Consider the following 22,122-nt stretch of genomic DNA (forward strand, 5'->3'; position numbering starts at 1 on the left):
TAAGGCTTCGTTAATGACCGATCCGTTGCATCCAACCCGGCTGCCTTGTGGCAGCCGGGTTCTTGATTTTTCGCGCCCGCACGTCATGGGCATACTCAACGTGACGCCTGATTCCTTTTCCGACGGCGGCCAGCATGTCGGTGTCGATGCTGCGTTGCGTCATGCCGAGCGAATGGTCGCGGCTGGCGCGACGTTGATCGACGTCGGGGGGGAGTCAACGCGCCCAGGGGCGCGCGTCGTTTCTCCAATCGAGGAGCTCGAGCGGGTCGCGCCAGTGGTCGAAGCCATCGCTCGCGAGCTCGACGTGGTGATCTCGGTTGATACCTCAACGCCCGCCGTGATTCGCGAAAGTGCGCGCCTTGGGGCGGGCCTGATCAACGATGTCCGATCACTCTCTCGTGACGGCGCGCTGGATGCGGCTGCCGATACAGGCCTGCCGGTGTGCTTGATGCACATGCAGGGCGAGCCGGCCACCATGCAGAACGACCCGCGCTATGGAGACGTAACGGCCGAGGTGTTGGCATTTCTGCGTGATCGGATGGAGGCTTGCGCGGCCGCGGGCATCGCTGCCGAGCGAATCGTCCTTGATCCGGGTTTCGGCTTCGCGAAAAACCTATCGCATAATCTCAGTCTGTTTAAGCACATGGGCCAGCTTCATGCGCTGGGCCGGCCCTTGCTGGTCGGTGTCTCGCGAAAAAGCATGATCGGACAGACGCTGGGGCGCGACGTGGCGCATCGTCTGTCTGGAAGCCTGGCGCTCGCTGCGCTGGCGGTCGCCAATGGAGCTAGCATTTTGCGCGTACATGACGTCGCGGAAACTGTCGATGTGGTTCGAATGATTGCCGCGGTACAAGCGGCCGAATAGGGACTTTTATGGGTAGAAAATATTTTGGCACCGATGGTATTCGTGGCCATGTGGGCCAGTTTCCGATTACACCGGACTTCATGCTCAAGCTGGGGTGGGCGGCCGGGATGGCCTTTCGCAAGCATGGCAAGTGCCGAATCCTGATCGGGAAGGACACCCGTATCTCCGGTTATATGTTCGAGTCCGCGTTGCAGGCAGGGCTTTCTGCGGCCGGTGCCGATGTGCTGTTGCTCGGGCCCATGCCTACGCCTGCGGTGGCCTATCTGACTCGAACGTTTCATGCCGACGCGGGCATCGTGATCAGCGCCTCGCACAATCCTCATCACGACAACGGCATCAAGTTCTTCTCCGGTCGGGGCACGAAGCTGCCGGACGAGGTTGAGCTGATGATCGAGGAGCTGCTGGATACGCCGATGACGGTCGTGGAGTCGGCGCAACTCGGCAAGGCGTCCCGAATCAACGATGCCGCAGGTCGCTACATCGAGTTCTGCAAGAGCAGCGTTCCCACCAGTACCGATTTCTCTGGCATGAAGGTCGTGCTTGATTGTGCTCATGGCGCTACCTACAAGGTGGCACCCAGCGTCTTCCGCGAGCTTGGCGCTGAGGTGGTGGTGACTGCCGCGCAGCCGGACGGCCTGAACATCAACGCCGACGTGGGCTCCACGCATGTGGCGCAGTTGCAGAAAGCTGTGGTCGAGCAGGGGGCTGATCTCGGGATCGCCTTCGATGGCGATGGCGATCGCGTCATGATGGTCGATCATACCGGCGCCCAGGTTGACGGCGACGAGCTGCTCTACATCATCGCTACCGATCTTCAGGATCGTGGGCGCCTGACGGGCGGCGTGGTTGGCACGCTGATGAGCAATCTCGGGCTTGAGCTGGCCTTGAAGGATCGCGATATTCCGTTCGTGCGCGCCAAGGTCGGTGACCGCTACGTGATGGCGGAGATGCTTGAGCGTGACTGGGTGCTGGGCGGCGAAAACTCGGGGCATATTGTCTGCGCGCAACATGTTTCGACCGGCGACGCTATTATCGCGGCGCTGCAAGTTGTGCTCGCCCTGAGGCGGCGTGGCCACAGCCTGGCCCAAGAGCGCCTGGTTTGGAAAAAATGCCCGCAGGTGCTCATCAACGTACGTTTCGCTGGCGACAAAGACCCTATTTCCCACCCGCAGGTGCAGGCGGTGTGTGACAGCGTCACGGGACGCATGGCTGGCCGCGGTCGTGTGCTGCTGCGCAAGTCGGGTACAGAGCCTTTGGTAAGGGTCATGGTCGAGGGTGACGACGAGGAACAGGTCCGTTCCTATGCCGAAGAGCTGGCGAATGCAGTCACTGAAGTTTGTGCGTGATTGACGCTTGCCAGGTCTGCTTTGGTTGAGTACCATCTGCGCCCACTTTGACCGATGAGGTAAAGCATGCGTCGCCCCTTGGTAGCTGGTAACTGGAAGATGAACGGTACCCGCGCCAGCGTCGCAGAGCTGATCGAGGCGCTCCGTCAACAGGAACTGCCGGCCGCGGTCGAAGTGGCGGTTTTTCCGTCCTCCTTGCATTTGACGCAAGTGATCAGCGGTCTTGAGGGCAAGGCGATCGCCGTAGGTGCTCAGGATTGTGCGGCTGAGAATGGCTTCGGCGCTTTCACCGGTGAGGAGTCGGCTTGTCAACTGGCTGATGCAGGATGTGGATGGGTATTGGTTGGGCACTCGGAGCGGCGCCTGCTTTTGGGCGAAAGCGACGAGGTAGTAAGCCGAAAATTCAAGGCGGCGCTGGAGAGTGGTTTGATTCCGGTGCTGTGTCTGGGTGAGACGCTGGATCAGCGTCAAGCTGGACAAACCCTGGAAGTGGTTGGGCGTCAGTTGGCATGTGTCATGGCTGATGCTGGTGTGGCTGCTTTCGACAGAGCGGTTGTGGCATACGAGCCGGTCTGGGCGATAGGCTCAGGGCTCACCGCAACGCCGGAGCAGGCTCAGGAAGTGCATGCGGCCATTCGGGCCCAACTTGCGCGGGAGAGTCAGAGCGTCGCTGCCGGGGTGCGTCTGCTGTACGGCGGCAGCGTAAAGGCCGATAACGCGGCTGAGCTGTTCGGGATGGCGGATATCGATGGGGGGCTTATCGGTGGTGCCTCTCTGAAAGCGAATGATTTTGGCGCGATCTGTCGCGCTGCAGGGAACTGATCAGATGTTGCAGACTGTTGTGATTGTGGTGCATCTGCTGGTTGCCATTGGTGTGGTTGTGCTGGTGTTGCTACAGCAAGGGAAGGGGGCGGACGCGGGTGCCTCGTTCGGTGCGGGCGCTTCGGCAACCGTATTCGGAAGCCAAGGTTCTGCTACCTTTCTTAGTCGATTTACTGCTATACTAGCTGGCGTTTTTTTTCTGACCAGCTTGGGTTTGGGGTTCTTCGCGGCGCGTCAGGCTGAGCATGTTTCTCAGGCGGGCTTGCCAGATCCGGCAGTGCTGGAGGTTCCAGCTAGCAAGCCTGCGGTCGAAGATGTGCCTGTTTTGGAGTCGGCTCCTTCCGCACCGGCGGCAGATGAAGTGCCGCAAGTCGAAAAGCAGCAGTGATACAGGTTTTTGCCGAGGTGGTGGAATTGGTAGACACGCTACCTTGAGGTGGTAGTGGCCATAGGCTGTAGGGGTTCGAGTCCCCTCCTCGGTACCAAACAAGCAGGCCCGCAGATGCGGGCTTTCTTGTTTTTAGCGTTTAGGTTGACCTATTTTAGGTGCGGTCGTATAATTCGTGCCCAGTTTGACGCGGGGTGGAGCAGTCTGGTAGCTCGTCGGGCTCATAACCCGAAGGTCGTTGGTTCAAATCCAGCCCCCGCAACCAGTTGATGAAAAGCCCCTGTTAAGGGGCTTTTTATTAGCTTCAAGCCAGGTCGCCGGCATCTACAGGCGATCATCAGGGATGGGCGTTTCGCCCATTTTTCATTTGTACGGCATGCACGAGGACTTCGATGTCGAGCAAGCTAGAACAGTTGCAGGCCTTGTTGGCCCCGGTGGTCGAGGCGCTTGGCTATCAATGCTGGGGCGTCGAATTTATTTCACAAGGCCGCCATTCGTTGCTGAGGGTCTATATCGACCACGCGGATGGCATCCTTGTCGATGATTGCGAGAAGGTCAGCCGCCAGTTGAGTGGTGTTCTCGACGTAGAAGATCCGATCAGTTCCGATTACACGCTTGAAGTGTCCTCGCCTGGTATGGATCGGCCGCTGTTCACCCTTGAGCAGTACGCGGCGCATGTCGGCGATCAGGTCAAAATTAGGCTGCGCTCGCCCTTCGAGGGCCGGCGCAATTTCCAGGGTCTTCTCCGCGGGGTCGAGGAGCAGGATGTGGTGGTGCTGGTCGATGATCACGAATACCTGTTGCCGATCGACATGATCGACAAGACCAACATAATCCCCCGTTTTGAGTGAATCGCGGATCCCGCGGACCCCAATGGATTGCGAAAGGCGAGGCGTACGATGAGCAAAGAAGTACTGCTGGTTGTGGAGTCGGTATCCAACGAGAAAGGCGTACCGGCCGGTGTAATCTTCGAGGCATTGGAGCTGGCGTTGGCCACGGCTACCAAGAAGCGCTTCGAGGACGAGGTGGACCTGCGAGTCGAGATCAATCGGCACAACGGCAGCTACGAAACGTTTCGTCGCTGGACCGTCGTTGAAGAAGAAGATTTCGACGATCCGGCACACCAACTGACCGTCGATATGAAGCAGGCCCAGGATGCCCACGCGAAGGTCGGTGACGTTCTGGAAGAAAAAATCGAATCGATCGAATTCGGACGTATCGCTGCCCAGACCGCCAAGCAGGTCATCGTGCAGAAGGTTCGGGAAGCCGAGCGGGCTCAGGTGGTCGAGGCTTATCGCGATCGTCTGGGTGAAATCATCTCCGGCACCGTGAAGAAGGTCACCCGCGACAGCGTCATCGTCGATCTGGGTAACAATGCCGAGGCCTTGCTGGCCCGCGAGGACATCATCGCTCGCGAGACCTTCCGTGTCGGCGCACGGGTACGTGCGCTGCTCAAGGAGATTCGTACCGAGAATCGCGGGCCGCAGCTGATTCTGTCGCGTACCGCGCCGCAGATGCTGATCGAGTTGTTCCGTATCGAGGTGCCGGAAATCGCCGAAGGGCTGATCGAGGTCATGGGCGCCTCGCGTGATCCGGGCTCACGGGCCAAGATCGCCGTGCGTTCGAAAGACAAGCGCATCGATCCGCAGGGTGCCTGCATCGGGATGCGCGGTTCGCGTGTCCAGGCGGTATCCGGAGAGATCGGTGGTGAGCGCGTCGACATCGTCCTGTGGGACGAGAACCCGGCACAGTTCGTCATCAATGCCATGGCACCGGCCGAAGTCGCCGCCATCATCGTCGACGAGGATGCACACGCGATGGATATCGCGGTCGGCGAAGACAATCTGGCGCAGGCGATCGGTCGAGGCGGTCAGAACGTACGTCTGGCCAGCCAGCTGACCGGCTGGACGCTGAACGTGATGACCGAAGCCGACATCCAGACCAAGCAGCAGGAAGAAACCGGCGACATCCTGCGCAATTTCATCGACGAGCTGGATGTGGATGAAGAGTTGGCACAGGTGCTGGTCGAGGAGGGTTTCACCTCGCTCGAGGAGATCGCCTACGTTCCTATGGAGGAAATGCTCGGCATTGAAGGCTTCGACGAGGACATCGTCAACGAGCTGCGAACCCGCGCCAAGGATCGCCTGCTGACGAAAGCGATCGCAACGGAAGAAAAACTGGCAGACGCCCAGCCAGCCGAGGATTTGATCGAGCTGGAAGGCATGAACAAGGAACTGGCGGTCGAGTTGGCAATGCGGGGTGTCATCACCCGCGAAGACCTGGCCGAGCAGTCGATTGACGACCTGCTCGACATAGACGGCATAGATCAAGAGCGTGCCGGCAAGCTGATCATGGCCGCCCGAGCCCACTGGTTCGAGTAAGTAATTAGCGGCCTGAGGAGAGAGATGCATGACGCAAGTCACGGTGAAAGAACTGGCCCAGGTGGTCGACACACCGGTCGAGCGACTGCTGCAGCAGATGCGTGAGGCAGGACTGTCGCACACCAGCGCCGAGCAAGTAGTGACCGATAACGAAAAGCAGGCCCTGTTGGCGCACCTCAAGAGCAGCCACGGCGCCAAGGTGGACGAGCCGCGCAAGATTACATTGCAGCGCAAGACCACGACCAAGCTGAAGGTCGGTGGTAGCAAGACCATCAGTGTTGAAGTGCGTAAGAAGAAAACCTTCGTCAAGCGTAGCCCTGACGAGATCGAAGCCGAGAAGCAGCGCGAGCTCGAAGAGCAGCGTGCCGCCGAAGAGGCCGCTCGGCAGAAGGCCGCCGAAGAGGCGCGTCTGCGCGCTGAGGAAGAGGCCCGGCTGCAGGCTGAAGCGCAAGCGGCTGCCCAGGCGCAACAAGCGCAGGCGACTGCTTCCGAAGAGCCTGTACCTGTCGTGGAGCCTGAGCCCGCTCCGGTTGCTCCGGCCGCTCCGATCGAGGAGCGCAAGAAGGACGAGCCGCGCCGATCGGACAAGGCACGCAGTGATGACGACGAACGCCGTGATCGCAAGCAGGCGCAGCATCGCCCGTCGTTGAAGACCAAGGCGCCGCTGTCGCGTACCGTACGCAGTGGTGAAGACGATGCCGACGGGTTCCGTCGCGGTGGGCGTGGCAAGTCGAAGCTGAAGAAGCGCAACGCGCATGGCTTCCAGAGCCCGACCGGCCCGATCGTTCGCGAAGTCGCGATTGGCGAAACCATCACCGTTGGCGATCTGGCGCAGCAGATGTCGGTGAAGGCCGCCGAAGTCATCAAGTTCATGTTCAAGATGGGCAGCCCGGTCACCATCAACCAGGTGCTGGATCAGGAGACTGCCCAGTTGATTGCTGAAGAGCTTGGTCACAAGGTCAAGCTGGTCAGCGACAACGCCCTGGAAGAGCAACTGGCCGAACTGCTGAAGTTCGAAGGCGAGGCGATTACGCGTGCGCCGGTGGTGACCGTCATGGGTCACGTCGACCACGGTAAGACGTCGCTCCTTGACTACATTCGTCGGGCCAAGGTCGCTGCCGGAGAAGCGGGTGGTATCACCCAGCACATCGGTGCTTATCATGTCGAGACCGATCGTGGCATGGTCACCTTCCTCGACACGCCAGGCCACGCCGCGTTTACCGCCATGCGTGCCCGGGGTGCACAGGCGACCGATATCGTCATTCTGGTCGTGGCAGCCGACGACGGCGTGATGCCACAAACCATCGAGGCGATCCAGCATGCCAAGGCCGCCGGCGTTCCGTTGGTGGTTGCGGTGAACAAGATTGACAAGCCGGGCGCCGATCTCGACCGGATCCGTAGCGAGTTGTCCGTTCACGAAGTGACGTCGGAAGAGTGGGGCGGTGACACGCCGTTCGTTCCGGTTTCCGCGAAGATGGGAACTGGTGTCGATGAGCTGCTCGAAGCGGTACTGCTGCAGGCCGAGATTCTCGAACTGACCGCGACACCTTCGGCGCCTGGCCGCGGTGTGGTCGTCGAGTCGCGTCTCGACAAGGGGCGTGGTCCGGTCGCTACGGTGCTGGTTCAGGACGGTACTCTGCGTCAGGGAGACATGGCACTGGTCGGCTCGAACTACGGCCGCATTCGCGCCATGCTCGACGAGAACGGCAAGCCCATCAAGGAAGCCGGCCCATCGATTCCGGTTGAAATCCTCGGTCTTGACGGTACGCCTGATGCCGGCGACGAACTCAGCGTATTGGCTGACGAGAAGAAGGCGCGCGAAGTCGCCTTGTTCCGTCAGGGCAAGTTCCGCGAAGTGAAGCTGGCCCGTGCGCATGCCGGCAAGCTGGAAAACATCTTCGAAAGCATGGGGCAGGAAGAGAAGAAGACGCTCAACATCGTCCTCAAATCCGACGTCCGTGGTTCGCTCGAAGCGCTGCAGGGCTCGCTCAGCAGCCTCGGCAACGATGAAGTCCAGGTGCGTGTCATCGGCGGTGGTGTCGGTGGTATCACCGAGAGCGACGCCAACCTGGCGCTGGCATCGAACGCCGTTCTGTTCGGCTTCAACGTGCGTGCCGATGCTGGTGCTCGCAAGATCGTCGAGCAGGAAGGCCTGGATCTGCGTTACTACAACGTGATCTACGACATCATCGAAGACGTCAAGAAGGCCCTGACCGGGATGCTCGGCAGTGATGTTCGCGAGAACATCCTGGGGGTCGCCGAGGTTCGCGATGTGTTCCGCTCGCCGAAGTTTGGCGCTGTCGCGGGCTGCATGGTCATCGAAGGTATGGTGCACCGCAACCGTCCGATTCGCGTACTGCGCGATGACGTGGTGATCTTCGAGGGCGAGCTGGAATCGCTGCGCCGCTTCAAGGACGACGTCGCAGAAGTGCGCGCCGGCATGGAGTGCGGTATCGCGGTGAAGAGCTACAACGACGTCAAGGCTGGCGACAAGATCGAAGTATTCGAGAAGGTCGAAGTGGCGCGTTCGCTCTAACAAGCAGCGACAAGCCTCAAGCGGCAAGCATCAAGAGGTGGCTTCGGCTCACCGATTGAGCTTGCCGTTTGGTTTTGTGGCTCAAAAATTCACAGCGTGCAGCGTGCAGCGTGCAGCGTGCAGCTAGAGGCAGCGTTTATGGCCAAAGAATTCAGCCGAACCCAGCGTATCGGCGACCAGATGCAGCGCGAGTTGGCGTTGCTGATACAACGAGAAGTGAAAGACCCCCGCCTGGGGCTGGTTACCATTACGGCCGTCGATGTCAGTCGCGATCTGTCCCATGCCAAGGTGTTCATCACCGTCATGGGCAAGGACGATGACGAGGACGCGGTCAAAGCCAATCTCAAGATTCTCAACGAGGCCGGTGGCTTCCTGCGAATGCAATTGGGCAAGGCGATGAAGCTGCGTACCGTACCTCAGTTGCATTTCAACTATGACGCCAGCGTGCGCCGTGGCGTAGAGCTCGCGTCGCTGATCGAGCGCGCCGTGGCTGAAGATCGCAAGCACAGCGATGACGTCGGAGAGTAAGGTGGCTCAGGTTAAACGCGTTCGCCGCTCAGTCAGTGGCATCATTCTTCTCGATAAGCCGCGTGGCTTCACGTCCAATGCGGCGTTGCAGAAGGTCCGTTGGCTGCTCAACGCCGAAAAGGCCGGGCATACGGGAAGCCTGGATCCGCTGGCCACCGGTGTGCTGCCGTTGTGCTTCGGTGAGGCCACCAAGTTTTCCCAATACCTGCTCGATGCCGACAAGGGTTATGAAACCGTTGCGCAGCTTGGCATCACCACCACCACGGCGGATGCCGAGGGTGAGGTGCTCGAGCGCAAGCCTGTCGCCGTGACCCAGGCGCAGCTGGAGGCGGTGCTGCCGGCGTTTCGAGGTGATTTGCAGCAGATTCCACCGATGTACTCCGCGCTCAAGCGTGACGGTCAGCCGCTATACAAGCTGGCGCGTGCCGGGGAAGTAGTGGAGCGAGAGCCACGTTCTGTTAATATTGCGCGCTTGGATCTGCTGTCGCTCGACGGTGACCGGGCTCGCCTTGCAGTGAGCTGCAGCAAAGGCACCTACATTCGTACGCTGGTCGAAGACATCGGCCGCGAATTGGGCTGTGGCGCGCACGTTGCGGAGTTGCGTCGGACCCAGGCCGGGCCGTTCGATCTGGCCCAGACGGTCAGCCTCGAAGCGCTCGAGCAGGCTCACGCGGAAGGTGGTGCGGAAGCGGTAGACGCATTCCTCAAACCAGTGGACAGCGGGTTGGAGCATTGGCCACTGTTGCAGTTGTCAGAGCACAGCGCGTTTTATTGGTTGCATGGGCAGCCGGTGCGTGCACCGGAAGCGCCGAAGTTCGGCATGCTGCGCGTGCAGGATCACAATGGCCGCTTCATCGGTATCGGTGAAGTGAGTGAAGACGGGCGCATAGCGCCGCGTCGCTTGATTCGGTCGGAATGACCGATGCGCCCACCGCATCGACGGTGGGCGTGACGAGGGTGGCTGTCGGCAGGCACGGTCATGCCTCTTTTAATAAAACGGGACACGTCCCGGCCTGTTCATAGAAGGAGCCCATCATGGCACTTAGCGTTGAAGAAAAAGCCCAGATCGTTGACGAGTACAAGCAAGGTGAAGGCGATACCGGTTCTCCGGAAGTGCAGGTTGCCCTGCTGACCGCCAACATCAACAAGCTGCAAGGTCACTTCAAGGCCAACGGTAAAGATCACCACTCCCGTCGTGGTCTGATCCGCATGGTCAACCAGCGTCGTAAGCTGCTGGATTACCTGAAGGGCAAGGACACCACTCGTTACAGCACTCTGATTGGTCGTCTGGGTCTGCGTCGCTAAGCGATGCTGACGCGTAGCTGAATGCCGAAGCTGGAAGTGGGGCTAGCCCTGCTTCCAGCTTTTGCCTTTCAGAAGCGCGTGTTTTGGACAGCGGCAGGGTTCGATTCCCGCCACTGCCCACGAATCTGCAACACGCGTCCGGCGTGAGGCTCTGCCCGTAGGACGTAGTAAAACGATTCCCCCAAGGCAACATAGAGAAGGAACCACCGTGAACCCGGTTATCAAGAAATTTCAGTTCGGTCAGTCGACCGTAACCCTCGAGACAGGCCGCGTTGCCCGTCAGGCTTCCGGCGCCGTGCTGGTCTCCGTCGACGACGACGTCACCGTGCTGGTGACCGTGGTTGGCGCCAAGACCGCCGATCCGAGCAAGGGCTTCTTCCCGCTCTCGGTCCACTATCAGGAAAAAACCTACGCGGCCGGCAAGATCCCTGGCGGCTTCTTCAAGCGTGAAGCGCGTCCCTCGGAAAAGGAAACACTGACCTCGCGCCTGATCGACCGGCCGATCCGTCCGCTGTTCCCGGAAGGCTTCCAGAATGAAGTCCAGGTCATCTGCACCGTCGTTTCGACCAGCAAGAAGACCGATCCGGACATCGCCGCCATGATCGGTACGTCCGCCGCACTGGCCATTTCGGGCATCCCGTTCAACGGCCCGATCGGTGCCGCGCGCGTGGCGTTCCACCCGGAAACCGGCTACCTGCTGAACCCGACGTACGAGCAGCTCAAGGCGTCCAGCCTGGACATGGTCGTAGCCGGCACCAAGGATGCCGTGCTGATGGTCGAGTCCGAGGCCAAGGAACTGACCGAAGACCAGATGCTCGGCGCTGTGCTGTTCGCTCACGACGAGTTCCAGGCCGTCATCCAGGCGGTGAACGAGCTGGCCGCTGAAGCGGCGAAGCCTACCTGGGATTGGCAACCGAAGGCCGAGAACACCGCGCTGCTCAGCGCGATCCGTAGCGAGTTCGGCGAGCAGATTTCCCAGGCCTACACCATCATCGTCAAGCAGGACCGTTACGCGCGCCTGGGCGAGCTGCGTGATCAGGTCGTCGCCAAGTTTGCCAGCGAAGAAGGCCAGCCCTCGGCCTCCGAGGTCAAGGAAGCGTTCGGCGAGATCGAGTACCGCACCGTTCGCGAGAACATCGTCAACGGCAAGCCGCGCATCGATGGTCGTGACAACCGCACTGTCCGTCCGCTGAATATCGAAGTCGGCGTACTGCCCAAGACTCACGGTTCTGCCTTGTTCACCCGTGGCGAAACCCAGGCTCTGGTCGTTGCGACCTTGGGTACCGCGCGTGACGCCCAGCTGCTCGACACCCTGGAAGGCGAAAAGAAAGATGCCTTCATGCTGCATTACAACTTCCCACCGTACTCGGTCGGTGAATGTGGCCGCATGGGTGCAACCGGGCGCCGCGAGATCGGCCATGGTCGTCTGGCCCGTCGTGGCGTCGCCGCCATGCTGCCGAGCGCCGACCAGTTCCCGTACACCGTCCGTGTCGTTTCGGAGATCACCGAGTCCAACGGTTCCAGCTCCATGGCGTCGGTCTGTGGTGCCTCGTTGGCGCTGATGGATGCAGGCGTTCCGATGAAGGCCCCGGTGGCCGGTATCGCTATGGGCCTGGTCAAGGAAGGCGAGAAGTTCGCCGTTCTGACCGATATCCTGGGTGACGAAGACCACCTCGGCGACATGGACTTCAAGGTCGCCGGAACGGTCAACGGCGTGACCGCGCTGCAGATGGATATCAAGATCCAGGGCATCACCGAGGAGATCATGGAGATCGCCCTGGGCCAGGCACTGGAAGCGCGTCAGAACATCCTCGGCCAGATGAATCAAGTCATCGCTCAGTCGCGCACCGAGCTGTCGGCCAACGCACCGACCATGATTGCCATGAAGATCGATCAGGACAAGATCCGCGATGTGATCGGCAAGGGCGGCGCCACCATTCGCAGCATTTGCGAAGAAACCAAGGCCTCGATCGACATCGAGGACGATGGCTCGATCAAGATCTTCGGCGAAACCAAGGAAGCGGCCGAGGCAGCCAAGCAGCGCGTGCTGGGCATCACCGCCGAAGCGGAAATCGGCAAGATCTACGTCGGTAAGGTTGAGCGCATCGTCGATTTCGGCGCGTTCGTCAACATCCTCCCGGGCAAGGACGGTCTGGTGCACATCTCGATGCTGAGCGATCAGCGCGTCGAGAAGGTCACCGACGTCCTCAAGGAAGGCCAGGAAGTCAAGGTCCTGGTCCTGGACGTGGACAACCGTGGCCGCATCAAGCTGTCCATCAAGGACGTTGCTGCTGCCGAGGCGTCCGGCGCCTGATTTGCCGGTGTTAGGAAAAAGAGCCCTTCGGGGCTCTTTTTTTTGGGCTCAGATAAGCGGAGCGAGCCGAGACGGGCGATCTCGCATTGCAGACTGCACGCCTCAGCTGGGCGAAACATGCAGAGTGCTAGTGGCCAAGCGATATTGTTCAGACTCTAAGCTGTTGATTATAAAGCCTTTTATGGTCTTAAGTTTTTTGGCATGCCGCTTGCGATGTTTACAGTGACTCTGCGGCAGGACTGTGCCGCAGCGACTATGAGAAACAGGAGTGCTATCCATGAACAAGATCCAGACCACTATTACCGCTGCCACCATCGCTACCGCTTTGAGCTTGCCGCTGGCGGGGGCCGCGTTCGCCGACGTCACGCCTGCCCTGAGCGACAGCCAACCCATGATGCTGGCAGCAACCGACAGCGACCTGGAAAACTCGGCCGAGCACACCGCTAACGAAGCCGGTGAAGCCATGTCCGACACTTGGATCACCACCAAGGTCAAATCCGCGCTGCTGGCCGGCGACTCGACTCCTGGCATGAAAATCGAAGTGGAAACCAACGATGGCGTCGTCTCGCTGTCCGGTACCGTTGCGAGCGAAGCGCAGCGTGAGATGGCGATTGACAAGGCCAAGGGCATCGAAGGCGTGAAAGATGTTTCCGCCGATGGCCTGAAAGCCGTCGACTGATACCGCACCGATGGTGCAGAGAACCCGCTGTTTGCCAGCGGGTTTTTTTATTGGCGCTCGCTGTCTATGCGCGTGAGGCGATTCCCTTCGAAACGCAGGAAGTGATACATGCCGTTGGTGGGGCCGTAGGTCCACTCCTCGACGGGCACCTCCTGGCGGAACCCGTAATCATCGATGATTTCGCGGTAGCCGGTCATGGCGCGGGCCGACGGCTCGCCGCATTTGGCCGCGACCTCGGCGGTGGTGGCTTGCAGGCTGACCAGCTTGCTGCGACAGCGGAAGGTCGACGATGCGTTGGCATCCACCGCGCCGAGCGACAGGAGCAGCACCGTCAACAGCGCGCCGACTGGCTTCATTGGGCCATCAGCTCAGTGCTCACGGCGTGTTTCGATCTCGACCAGGCGGTTGCCTTCGAAGGTCAGGATGCTGAACACGCCGTTTCGCGGTCCGTAGACCCATTCCTCGCGTGCCATCTCGCGTCGTTCGTTGGGGCTTAAGGTATAGCCGACGAAGTCCCGCTGCAGCGGCTCGCCGCACTTGCGCTCGACCTCGAAGGTGCGGTCACCCGTGCTGATCAGATCACTGCCGCAGCGCAGGGTCTGCGCAGTGGCCACCTGGCCCAGCAGGAGGAGGCACAGTAGCGCAGCCAATCGACAGGGGGGCACTCCGGCGCGCTTCATTCGGCCTCCAGGTGCAATTCGGTCGTGACCTGTTGGCCGTCAGGCGCTTCGGTAATGCTGGTGTCCAGCAGGTAGACGCGATCGGCTGGTAGCTGGGCCTCATCGACCAGATAGTCCTTGATGCTGCCCGCACGCTCCCGGCTCAGCCGTCGCAACAGGGCGGTGCTGTTCTCGCGACTGTCGAGTATCGCCTGGCGCAGGAGCCCGGTGCGGGTGTCCTCATCCAGCTGTTGCCATTCGCTCGGCGGTTGCTGTTGCAGTCGGCTGCGGTAGATTCCTTCGAGCATCGCGCTTTTCTCCTCTTCGCCGATCTGCAGTTCGGCGGCGTCGGCGGGAACCTTGTCTCCGCGTCGTTGCAGTACCTTGTACCAGGTCTGCTGATATTCGCGCTCGAGCCATTGTTCGGCAAGCAGAGGACCATCGAGCGTCGGGGCGCTCCTGCCTTCGACCTCCAGGCGCAGCACAGGACGCTCCTTGAGCGCGGCCGCCAGGGTGTCGAGTCGGCTGCGCGCCTCGCGGTCCAGTGCGCTGCTGCCCGGCGCAAACGGGATCTCATTGAGATCGGCCTGGCTGCCCCCGACCAGTCCGCCGAGAAACTTGAACGGCGACTTCACAGCCCGCACCACCAAATTGCGCAGCGTCTGCCATACGATCGGCATCACGTCGAACTGCGGGTTGTTCAGGTCGCCTTGCACGGGGAGCTTGATAGCGATGGTGCCGCTACTGTCTTTCAGCAAGGCGACGGCCAGACGGACCGGTAGGTCCACGGCCTGTTCGCTGTCGACTTTTTCACCGAGCTGCAGTTGCTCAAGCACCACTTCGTTCTCGGCGTTCAGCTGGCCCTGCTGGATGCGGTAATGCAGGTCAAGATTGAGACGGCCCTTGCGGATGCGGTATCCGGCGAACTTGGCCGAATAGGGCGACAGGGTGGTCAGCTCGACGCGCCTGAACTGGGTCGCGATATCGAGGCTCTGCAAAGGATCGAAGGGGGTGAGGCTGCCTTTGATACTGACCGGTGCGTAGCGATCGACCTTGCCCTGTACGTCGACGGCCGCGGGTCGTTGGGCACGGTTGTCGAGCGTGCCGATTTTCCCGTTGAGTTCCTGCACCGCGGTGATGAAGGGCGGGCGCAAGCTGAGGTCGGAGAAATTGGCCGAGCCGTCGCTGATGCTGATGTCGCCGATACGAATGGCCATGGGTGCAGCCGGCTCGGCCGCGGTTGCCGTCGTTTTGGCGCTGTCAGCGGGTGCCTTGTCCACCAGAAGGTCGTTGATGTTGGTGGTGAGGTCCGGGTTGATGATGAAGCGTGCATAGGGCTGAATCAGGTCGATATGCCCAATTTGCAGCGCTGAGGGATGCTGATAGTTCAGCGCGTCGAGTTCCAGACGCTGCCATTTAACGAAGTCCCGGTCCTTGATCGTATCCAGCGTATGCAACTGAGTGACGTTTGCCGTTCCGGCCACGCTGAAGGCCAGGGGGTCGGTGCCGGTCAGGTCCAGTTGCAGCTGGCTGGCCAGCAGACCACTGCGTAGCTCCAGATGGACGAACGGGGTGAGGTAAGCCTGCGCAATGCGCAAGTCGATGTCTTGCGTGCTGATCTCGAGTCGCCCGGTCGCAGGCTGCAGTTGTAGCTGTCCGGCGGCCTTCAGTGCGCCCTGTTTGCCGACGCGGGTGTTCAGCCTGAGGTCAAACGGCGAGGTGCCCAGGCTGTCGAAATTGGCGATGTCGAGATCCAGCGCGCTCAGGTCCAGCGCGACCTCCTGCTCCGGCACGCGATCGTTCAGGTGAACCTGATAGTCGCGTAGCTGCGCGTCGCGTAACCGCACCTGCCAGGCCGTGTCTGGCTCCGTCGCGTCGGCGGTTGCTGCCGGCGAGGATGCCGCGTCCTCGGCGGCGGCGCGGCGGCGCTGTGCGTCTGATTTGGGTGCCAGCCACTTCTGCCAATTAAGCTCGCCATCGGACTCTCGTGTTACCCAGGTCTCCAGCGTACGGCTACGCAGCTGGCCGATGGTTACCTGCTGCTTGGCCAGATCCAGTGACGTCTCGCTGATTTCCAGGCCTTCCAGACGACCCGCAGGTTCTCCATCGGGCGTGTCGAGTTTGAGCGCGGTCAGTTGCGCGTTCAGGTCGCTCAGCTGCAGTTCGGTGCCTTTGGCAAGATCGAGCCGATAATCGCTGGCGAAGCTGAGCCGACCTTCCCGCAGGCGCAAGGGAACCGCGTCCTGGGCATAGGCCCAGAAATCCTTGAGCAGTACATTGCTGACGCTCAGTTGACCAGATGAGCTGACAGGTGCCAGGCTGACCCGCCCACGCCAGTCCACCCGCGCACCGCTGGGACCGGTCGCGACCAGCACGGCGTCGGCGGCATCTTCCGAACGGGTCGCGAAATTGAGCAGCTCGAAGTTGAGCGAGTCGAGCACGAAATCGATGGGTTCGGCGGGGCGCCGGTCAGCGAAATGCACGGAGCCCTCAACCAGTTGCAGTCGACCGATGCTCAGCGCGAACGGCTCTTTCTCGGTTTCATCGGGCGCCTCGTCAGCCGGAGGCAGGTCGAACAGCTGGGTCAGGTTGAGCACGCCGTTTTCGTCAAAAACCACTTCGGTGTGCAGTTCAACCAGCTCGATATCTTCGATCTGCAGGGTGCGCTGCCAGAGACTGCTCCACCGCAGGTTCAGGTAAAGGCGCTCGAAGCCGAGCTGTGGTTGTTCGGCTTCGCCGAGGCGCAGATCGAACAGCGTCAGTTCAAGGCTGAACGGATTGAACTCGATGCGCTCCAGGCGCGCCGGCACCGTTGCGTATTGGATCAGCTGTTGGTTGATGACCCGCTGGGCAACGCCAGGCACTATCAGAAAGCCGAGGAGGCAATAGCAGACCAGTGCGGTCATCAGGGCGATGAGCGCGCGCTTCATTCCATTGGGCATGCGGACCTACATTCCGGGGCAGTGGGACTGCCTTGGAGTATGGCACGACATGCGGGTTCCTCTATGCGGCACGAGAACCGCTGCGTCTCACAGCTGTAAGATCAGGATCTTCAGCGGCGCCCTGCCATCGGCCGAAGGAAAGTCGGCCGCCGGCGCCAGCACCTGCCACTCGCGCACCGGCCGACCGGCCTTTGTCGCGCAGCGCAGCACTTGCTCGCGCCATTCGTTCAGGTCGACCTTCGCCAGGTTGTTGCAGCAAATCAGCACGCCGTCTTCGGCGGTCGCGAGCAGGGCGGGTTTGAGCAGGCTCTGATAATCGCGCAATAGGTCGACGGTGCCAAATGGGCTCTTCGACCAGGCGGGCGGGTCGAGCAGCACCAGGTCGAATTGCTTGGGCGCCAGGCGCGGGTAGTCGGGCAGCGCTCGGCCTCGGCGTTGGGGGATCGGCAAGTCGGCCAGCTGGCGGATCGCCGGGAAGTAGTCCGACTGAATGAACTGCATCGGCTGCAAGTCCGGATTGAGCGCGCCATTCTCCCGACCGACCGCCAGATTGCTTTCGGCAAAGTCCAGGTTGTACACCTCGGTCGCACCGCCCCCAGCGGCGCACAGACCGACCCCGCAGGTGTAGGCGAACAGGTTGAGGACCGACTTGCCGGCGGCGTTGGCCTTGATCCAGCCACGGGCGTTACGCAGGTCGAGGAACAGCAAGGGGTCCTGACCGCTGTGGCGCGCGCGGACGCGGTAGTTCAGGCCCCATTCCTGACCGATCTGGTCCTGCAGCGCGTCGGCGTCGGCGCGGTAGACCGGGTCCGTACGGTCGATGCGTGAGTTGCCTTGCGAGCGGTCGTTGTAGACAAGCGATAGCGGCACGCCCAGGCTCGCGCAGCTTTGCTCATGCAGGGCCAGCAGCGCGTCACGCGCCAGCGGCTGGTGAAAGCTCTGCACCAGTAGCTGCGGGCCATACCGATCCACCGTCAGTCCAGGGGCACCTTCCTGGCTGCCGTGGAACAACCGGTAGCAGTCGGTAGCCTGGCTGTGCAGTTCGGCGAGCAGGGCTGAGCGATTGTCGTAAGCGGCGCGCAGCGCCTGTTCGAGAGAGGGCATGCGCGGCGACTCGGAAGAGAGGGCCGCGCAGTCTAGCGGAAATTGCCGGCGCGAGCCGGCCTGTTGTCGCGCCGATCAGCGCTCGAGTGCCAGCGCGACGCCCTGGCCGCCGCCGATGCACAGCGTTGCCAGGCCTTTGTGGGCGTCTTGGCGGATCATCTCGTGCAGCAGGGTGACCAGGATGCGGCAGCCCGATGCGCCGATCGGATGCCCGATGGCGATCGCGCCGCCATTGACGTTGACCTTGTCAGCATCCCAACCGAGCACTTGACCGACCGACAGGGCCTGGGCGGCGAAGGCTTCGTTGGCTTCGATCAGGTCCAGCTGATCGAGCGTCCAGCCGGCTTTCTCCAGGCAGCGTCGGGTCGCGGAAACCGGCGCGATGCCCATGATGACCGGGTCGACACCGGCATTGGCGTAGCTGGCGATGCGGGCCAGGATTTGCAGGCCCAGCGCTTTGGCCTTCTCGGCACTCATCAGCAGCACGGCGGCGGCGCCGTCATTGAGGCTGGACGCGTTGCCGGCGGTGACGCTGCCGTCCTTCTTGAAGGCTGGCTTGAGCTTGGCCAGGCTCTCGGCGGTGGTGCCGGCGCGTGGTTGTTCATCGGTATCGAAAATCAGTGGCTCGCCTTTGCGCTGCGGAATTTCGATCGGCGTGATCTCGTTCCGGAAGCGTCCGGCTTCTATCGCCGCGCTGGCTTTTTGCTGGGACGCGGCGGCGAAGGCATCCTGCGCTTCACGTGTGATGCCGTACTCGGCCACCAGGTTTTCGGCGGTAATGCCCATGTGATAGTCGTTGAACGCGTCCCATAGGCCGTCCTGGATCATGCTGTCGAGCAACTTGCCGTGACCCATGCGCAAACCGGTACGTGCCGTCGGCATCACATAGGGGGCCAGGCTCATATTCTCCATGCCGCCGGCTATGACCACCTCGGCATCACCACAGCGGATCGCTTGAGCGGCCAGATGCAGCGCCTTGAGTCCGGAGCCGCAGACCTTGTTCAGGGTCATCGCCGGCACCGCGTGCGGCAATCCGGCGTTGAGGGCGGCCTGACGAGCCGGGTTCTGGCCGGCGCCAGCGGTCAGGACCTGGCCGAGAATCACCTCATCGACCTCGGCCGGGTCGAGTTCGGTTTGTTGCAGCAGACGGCGAATGACCGCGGCGCCGAGGTCGACGGCGGGAATATTGGCCAGCGCGCCCTGGAAGCTGCCGACGGCAGTGCGGGTGGCGGCGACGATGACGACTTCTTGCATGCTGCTTACCTCCGGAAGGTGCGGGCGCCCGCGGGGCGCTCATGGTGGCACAGGCTCCGGGGTGGCTCCACAGGCGGAACCTGTCGGTCACACTAGCGGATCGGTAGCCCCATTCGGCGGCGGGCGCGATGCACCGAACCGCTGCGCACGGCCCAGCGCAGCACAGGGGCGGTACGCCTGACACCGAAGCGGATCAACTGGCGCTCGGGGCCGGACTGTTGAAGATCGAGCATCTGGCTGGCCCAGTCCGGCAGCAGATCGACGCCGGCACGCATCATCAGCGCCCCGAAGGGTTTGGCGAGGTGGCTGGGCGCAGGGGCCTCGAAAAGTACCCGCACGATCTCGCGTGAACGCTCGTCGCAGCGCAACTGCGGCTGGATCGCCTGTAGATAGTCGGCGACCGCTTGCCGGGAGCGGGGCACTTCCCGCGCGCCCAGCGCCTCGGCGATCCGCGCCACCTCGGCGTAATAGCGATCCTGCGCCTGATCCGACAAGGCCGGGTTGAGGTAACGCAGGTGCGCCTTGAGAAAACTGCTGACCTCGGCGACGTGCACCCAGGTCAGCAGCTCGGGATCGGAGGCCGCATACCGGCGGCCATCAGGCGCATGGCCGGTCACCTGTAGATGGATGGTACGGACGCGCTCGATCAGCCGCTGTGCGTCGGCCTGGCTGCCGAAGGTCGTGGCGGAGATGAACTGCCCAGTACGTCTTAGCCGGCCGAGCAGGTCTTCGCGAAAGTTCGAGTGATCCCAGACGCCCGCGAGCGCGAGAGGGTGCAGGGCCTGCAGCAGCAGAGCGGAAATCCCGCCTACCATCATCGAGGTGAAATCGCCGTGCACACGCCAGCAGACCGCATCCGGGCCGAACAGGCCAGGGTCGCCTGGCGGATTTTCGTAATCGACACCGCCGATGGCCAGGCCGGTAAGGCTGAGCACTTGCGCTTCGATATGACGGCGAATGGGTTCCATGGCGGATCTGATCGGCAGGGGGAGGCTCATGTTACGCCAAGCCCAGCATCAGGATGCGCCATGCCCGATGGGGGACGGCCACACACCGCTAAACGCTGCGGCGAGCGGCACGCCGGGCCGGTGAGAGAGCCCGGCGTGCGAGCGGATCAGCCGCGATGGCGACCACGGAAGAAGTCGATCAGGCCCTGGGTCGACGCATCCTCGGCCGGTGGCGCATCGAAGCTGGTCATCTGACCGTAGACGGCCTTGCCGAGCTCCTTGCCGAGTTCGACGCCCCATTGGTCGAAGGAGTTGATACCCCAGATCACGCCCTGGACAAATACCTTGTGCTCGTAGAGTGCAATCAGTGCCCCCAGGCGGCCGGGGCTGATGGTTTCCATGACCACGGTATTGCTCGGGCGATTGCCCGGAATGACCTTGTGCGGGGCCAGACGCTGCACTTCGGCCTCGTCCATGCCTTTGGCGCGCAGTTCGGCCTCGGCCTCCTCGCGGGTCTTGCCGAGCATCAGCGCCTGGCTCTGCGACAGGCAGTTGGCGTAGAGCCATTCATGGTGATCGGCGACCGGGTTGTGGCTGACCACCGGCACGATGAAGTCGGCCGGAATCAGGGGGGTGCCCTGGTGCAGCAACTGGTGATAGGCATGCTGGCCATTGGCGCCGACCCCGCCCCAGATGACCGGGCCGGTGGTACAGGACACCGGCGTGCCATCCTGGCGTACGCTCTTGCCGTTGGATTCCATGTCCATCTGCTGCAGGTGTTTGACGAAGTTGCGCAGGTAGTGGTCGTAGGGCAGGAAGGCGTAGCTCTGGGCACCCCAGAAGTTGTGGTACCAGACGCCGAGCATGGCCAGCAGCACGGGCATGTTGCTTTCGAACGGCTCGTTGAGGAAATGCTGGTCCATGCTGTAGGCGCCGGACAACAGATCCTTGAAGTTGGACATGCCGATGGCCAGCGCGATGGGCAGCCCGATCGCCGACCACAGGGAATAGCGGCCGCCGACCCAGTCCCACATCGGGAAGACGTTCTTCTCGCGGATGCCGAAATCGACCGCGGCCTGCTTGTTGCTGGTGACCGCGATGAAATGGCGGTAGAGCTTCTCTTCGGTGCCGCCCTTGCCCAGGTACCAGGTGCGCGCAGCCTGAGCGTTCTTCAGGGTCTCCAGCGTGCCGAAGGTCTTGCTGGAAATGATGAACAGGGTGGTCTCGACGTTCAGCTTGGCCGTCACCTCGCGGAACTCGCTGCCGTCGATGTTGGCCAGGTAGTGAGTGCGAACCCCATGCTGGGTGAACGGCAGCAGCGCCTCGGATACCAGCTGCGGGCCGAGGAACGATCCGCCGATGCCGATATTCACCACGTCGGTGATCGTCTTGTCGCTGAAGCCACGCCAGAGGTTGTTGTGGATGCGGGTGACGATGTCGGTCATCTGCGCCAGCGCTGCATGGACATCGCGCATGATGTTGCGGCCGTCGACCAGAACCGAGTCACCCATCGGACGGCGCAGGGCAGTGTGCAGCACCGGACGGTTCTCCGACGCGTTGATTCGCTCGCCTTCGAACATGGCGCGGGCGGCCTGTTCTACGCCGGCCTCACGCGCCAGGTTCACCAGTAGCGTGCGCGTCTCGGGAGTGATCAGGTTCTTCGAGTAGTCCAGGAACAGGCCGCAGCAGGAAACCGACAGTTCATCGAAGCGCGTCGGATCGGCCTTGAACGCTTCGCGCATGCTGAAATGCTGCATGGCCAGGCGATGTTCTTCCAAGGCCTTCCAGGACAACAGGCCGGTGGCATCGAGAGGGTGCTGGTAGTAGCTCATGGGTGTTCGGCTTCCTTTGCGTTGGCGGACCGTCCGCGGGTCTGCGGTGGGGCGGACGGTCATTCGATCATGCTGGCACGCAAGCATTCATCCTGAATGCAGCAGGCGCGTACCGCGACGGTTGAGGCCGTAGCGGCGACGGTGCGTCCTGCACCGTCGAGACTGGTCTGACTGGCAAAAACGCGCAGCGTTCCGAAGCGTTGCGCTCGCAGCGCAGCGT

General features: G+C 61.9%; 19 protein-coding genes and 2 tRNA genes. 14 read left to right on the forward strand and 7 right to left on the reverse strand.

Going from position 1 to position 22,122, the window contains the following annotated elements; genetic code table 11:
- Nucleotides 1-13: 13 nt before the first annotated feature.
- The 14 genes from folP (at nucleotide 14) to KVO92_RS15275 (ending at nucleotide 13,164) form a co-directional block, all read left to right on the forward strand.
- Nucleotides 14-865, forward strand: a complete 852-nt coding sequence (gene folP, locus KVO92_RS15210; RefSeq protein ID WP_217476394.1) for a dihydropteroate synthase — start codon at nucleotides 14-16, stop codon at nucleotides 863-865.
- Nucleotides 866-873: 8 nt separating this feature from the next.
- Entirely contained in the window at nucleotides 874-2,211 is a 1,338-nt protein-coding gene (glmM, locus tag KVO92_RS15215; RefSeq protein WP_217476395.1) for a phosphoglucosamine mutase, read from the forward strand.
- A gap of 66 nt (nucleotides 2,212-2,277) precedes the next feature.
- A complete protein-coding gene (tpiA, locus tag KVO92_RS15220) occupies nucleotides 2,278-3,033 on the forward strand; it encodes a triose-phosphate isomerase (protein ID WP_217476396.1) in 756 nt (251 codons plus the stop codon).
- A gap of 4 nt (nucleotides 3,034-3,037) precedes the next feature.
- Complete coding sequence (gene secG, locus KVO92_RS15225; RefSeq protein WP_217476397.1) at nucleotides 3,038-3,421, forward strand: preprotein translocase subunit SecG; 384 nt, start codon at nucleotides 3,038-3,040, stop codon at nucleotides 3,419-3,421.
- An 11-nt stretch (nucleotides 3,422-3,432) separates the two neighbouring features.
- Nucleotides 3,433-3,518 (forward strand) — tRNA-Leu (locus tag KVO92_RS15230).
- A gap of 91 nt (nucleotides 3,519-3,609) precedes the next feature.
- Nucleotides 3,610-3,686: transfer RNA gene (locus KVO92_RS15235), tRNA-Met, on the forward strand.
- A gap of 127 nt (nucleotides 3,687-3,813) precedes the next feature.
- Nucleotides 3,814-4,272 carry a ribosome maturation factor RimP gene (rimP, locus tag KVO92_RS15240; RefSeq protein ID WP_217476398.1) on the forward strand — a complete coding sequence of 153 codons (459 nt, stop codon included), beginning with the start codon at nucleotides 3,814-3,816 and terminating at the stop codon, nucleotides 4,270-4,272.
- A gap of 48 nt (nucleotides 4,273-4,320) precedes the next feature.
- A complete protein-coding gene (nusA, locus tag KVO92_RS15245) occupies nucleotides 4,321-5,802 on the forward strand; it encodes a transcription termination factor NusA (protein ID WP_217476399.1) in 1,482 nt (493 codons plus the stop codon).
- Nucleotides 5,803-5,830: 28 nt separating this feature from the next.
- Nucleotides 5,831-8,338 carry a translation initiation factor IF-2 gene (gene infB, locus KVO92_RS15250; protein WP_217476400.1) on the forward strand — a complete coding sequence of 836 codons (2,508 nt, stop codon included), beginning with the start codon at nucleotides 5,831-5,833 and terminating at the stop codon, nucleotides 8,336-8,338.
- Nucleotides 8,339-8,476: 138 nt separating this feature from the next.
- The gene (gene rbfA, locus KVO92_RS15255; RefSeq protein ID WP_217476401.1) at nucleotides 8,477-8,866 is read left to right on the forward strand and encodes a 30S ribosome-binding factor RbfA; all 390 of its coding nucleotides are present in this window, start codon (nucleotides 8,477-8,479) and stop codon (nucleotides 8,864-8,866) included.
- Nucleotide 8,867: 1 nt separating this feature from the next.
- Entirely contained in the window at nucleotides 8,868-9,785 is a 918-nt protein-coding gene (truB, locus tag KVO92_RS15260; RefSeq protein WP_217476402.1) for a tRNA pseudouridine(55) synthase TruB, read from the forward strand.
- A gap of 116 nt (nucleotides 9,786-9,901) precedes the next feature.
- Nucleotides 9,902-10,171, forward strand: a complete 270-nt coding sequence (gene rpsO, locus KVO92_RS15265) for a 30S ribosomal protein S15 (protein WP_021205845.1) — start codon at nucleotides 9,902-9,904, stop codon at nucleotides 10,169-10,171.
- 208 nt (nucleotides 10,172-10,379) lie between these two features.
- Complete coding sequence (pnp, locus tag KVO92_RS15270; RefSeq protein ID WP_217476403.1) at nucleotides 10,380-12,485, forward strand: polyribonucleotide nucleotidyltransferase; 2,106 nt, start codon at nucleotides 10,380-10,382, stop codon at nucleotides 12,483-12,485.
- A 277-nt stretch (nucleotides 12,486-12,762) separates the two neighbouring features.
- On the forward strand, nucleotides 12,763-13,164 hold the full coding sequence (locus KVO92_RS15275) for a BON domain-containing protein (protein ID WP_217476404.1): 402 nt from the start codon (nucleotides 12,763-12,765) through the stop codon (nucleotides 13,162-13,164).
- 47 nt (nucleotides 13,165-13,211) lie between these two features.
- Here the strand turns inward: KVO92_RS15275 and KVO92_RS15280 are convergent, their stop codons facing one another.
- The 7 genes from KVO92_RS15280 to pgi all read right to left on the reverse strand — a co-directional run bounded on the left by KVO92_RS15280 (nucleotide 13,212) and on the right by pgi (nucleotide 21,902).
- Nucleotides 13,212-13,520 (reverse strand): DUF2845 domain-containing protein, encoded by a 309-nt coding sequence (locus KVO92_RS15280; RefSeq protein WP_217476405.1) that lies wholly within the window; start codon nucleotides 13,518-13,520, stop codon nucleotides 13,212-13,214.
- Nucleotides 13,521-13,532: 12 nt separating this feature from the next.
- Nucleotides 13,533-13,844 carry a DUF2845 domain-containing protein gene (locus KVO92_RS15285; protein ID WP_217476406.1) on the reverse strand — a complete coding sequence of 104 codons (312 nt, stop codon included), beginning with the start codon at nucleotides 13,842-13,844 and terminating at the stop codon, nucleotides 13,533-13,535.
- Entirely contained in the window at nucleotides 13,841-16,765 is a 2,925-nt protein-coding gene (locus KVO92_RS15290; RefSeq protein ID WP_217476407.1) for a DUF748 domain-containing protein, read from the reverse strand. Before KVO92_RS15290 ends, KVO92_RS15285 begins: the two co-directional genes overlap by 4 nt.
- A gap of 87 nt (nucleotides 16,766-16,852) precedes the next feature.
- Entirely contained in the window at nucleotides 16,853-17,869 is a 1,017-nt protein-coding gene (locus tag KVO92_RS15295; RefSeq protein WP_217476408.1) for a class I SAM-dependent rRNA methyltransferase, read from the reverse strand.
- Nucleotides 17,870-17,944: 75 nt separating this feature from the next.
- Nucleotides 17,945-19,123, reverse strand: a complete 1,179-nt coding sequence (locus KVO92_RS15300; protein WP_217476409.1) for an acetyl-CoA C-acetyltransferase — start codon at nucleotides 19,121-19,123, stop codon at nucleotides 17,945-17,947.
- 92 nt (nucleotides 19,124-19,215) lie between these two features.
- Complete coding sequence (locus KVO92_RS15305; protein ID WP_217476410.1) at nucleotides 19,216-20,091, reverse strand: oxygenase MpaB family protein; 876 nt, start codon at nucleotides 20,089-20,091, stop codon at nucleotides 19,216-19,218.
- Between the two features lie 146 nt (nucleotides 20,092-20,237).
- Entirely contained in the window at nucleotides 20,238-21,902 is a 1,665-nt protein-coding gene (gene pgi, locus KVO92_RS15310) for a glucose-6-phosphate isomerase (protein ID WP_217476411.1), read from the reverse strand.
- Between the last annotated feature and the right edge of the window lie 220 nt (nucleotides 21,903-22,122).

The organism is Stutzerimonas stutzeri (genome assembly GCF_019090095.1).
Classification (GTDB): Bacteria; Pseudomonadota; Gammaproteobacteria; order Pseudomonadales; family Pseudomonadaceae; genus Stutzerimonas; species Stutzerimonas stutzeri_AN.

Coding starts and splice junctions, on each gene's coding strand:
- pgi (WP_217476411.1), bottom strand. CDS start 21,902: ATGAGCTACTACCAGCACCCTCTCGATGCCACCGGCCTGTTGTCCTGG.
- rbfA (WP_217476401.1), top strand. CDS start 8,477: ATGGCCAAAGAATTCAGCCGAACCCAGCGTATCGGCGACCAGATGCAG.
- rimP (WP_217476398.1), top strand. CDS start 3,814: ATGTCGAGCAAGCTAGAACAGTTGCAGGCCTTGTTGGCCCCGGTGGTC.
- glmM (WP_217476395.1), top strand. CDS start 874: ATGGGTAGAAAATATTTTGGCACCGATGGTATTCGTGGCCATGTGGGC.
- secG (WP_217476397.1), top strand. CDS start 3,038: ATGTTGCAGACTGTTGTGATTGTGGTGCATCTGCTGGTTGCCATTGGT.
- KVO92_RS15300 (WP_217476409.1), bottom strand. CDS start 19,123: ATGCAAGAAGTCGTCATCGTCGCCGCCACCCGCACTGCCGTCGGCAGC.
- nusA (WP_217476399.1), top strand. CDS start 4,321: ATGAGCAAAGAAGTACTGCTGGTTGTGGAGTCGGTATCCAACGAGAAA.
- rpsO (WP_021205845.1), top strand. CDS start 9,902: ATGGCACTTAGCGTTGAAGAAAAAGCCCAGATCGTTGACGAGTACAAG.
- infB (WP_217476400.1), top strand. CDS start 5,831: ATGACGCAAGTCACGGTGAAAGAACTGGCCCAGGTGGTCGACACACCG.
- KVO92_RS15290 (WP_217476407.1), bottom strand. CDS start 16,765: ATGCCCAATGGAATGAAGCGCGCGCTCATCGCCCTGATGACCGCACTG.
- KVO92_RS15295 (WP_217476408.1), bottom strand. CDS start 17,869: ATGCCCTCTCTCGAACAGGCGCTGCGCGCCGCTTACGACAATCGCTCA.
- tpiA (WP_217476396.1), top strand. CDS start 2,278: ATGCGTCGCCCCTTGGTAGCTGGTAACTGGAAGATGAACGGTACCCGC.
- KVO92_RS15305 (WP_217476410.1), bottom strand. CDS start 20,091: ATGGAACCCATTCGCCGTCATATCGAAGCGCAAGTGCTCAGCCTTACC.
- KVO92_RS15280 (WP_217476405.1), bottom strand. CDS start 13,520: ATGAAGCCAGTCGGCGCGCTGTTGACGGTGCTGCTCCTGTCGCTCGGC.
- folP (WP_217476394.1), top strand. CDS start 14: ATGACCGATCCGTTGCATCCAACCCGGCTGCCTTGTGGCAGCCGGGTT.
- KVO92_RS15285 (WP_217476406.1), bottom strand. CDS start 13,844: ATGAAGCGCGCCGGAGTGCCCCCCTGTCGATTGGCTGCGCTACTGTGC.
- KVO92_RS15275 (WP_217476404.1), top strand. CDS start 12,763: ATGAACAAGATCCAGACCACTATTACCGCTGCCACCATCGCTACCGCT.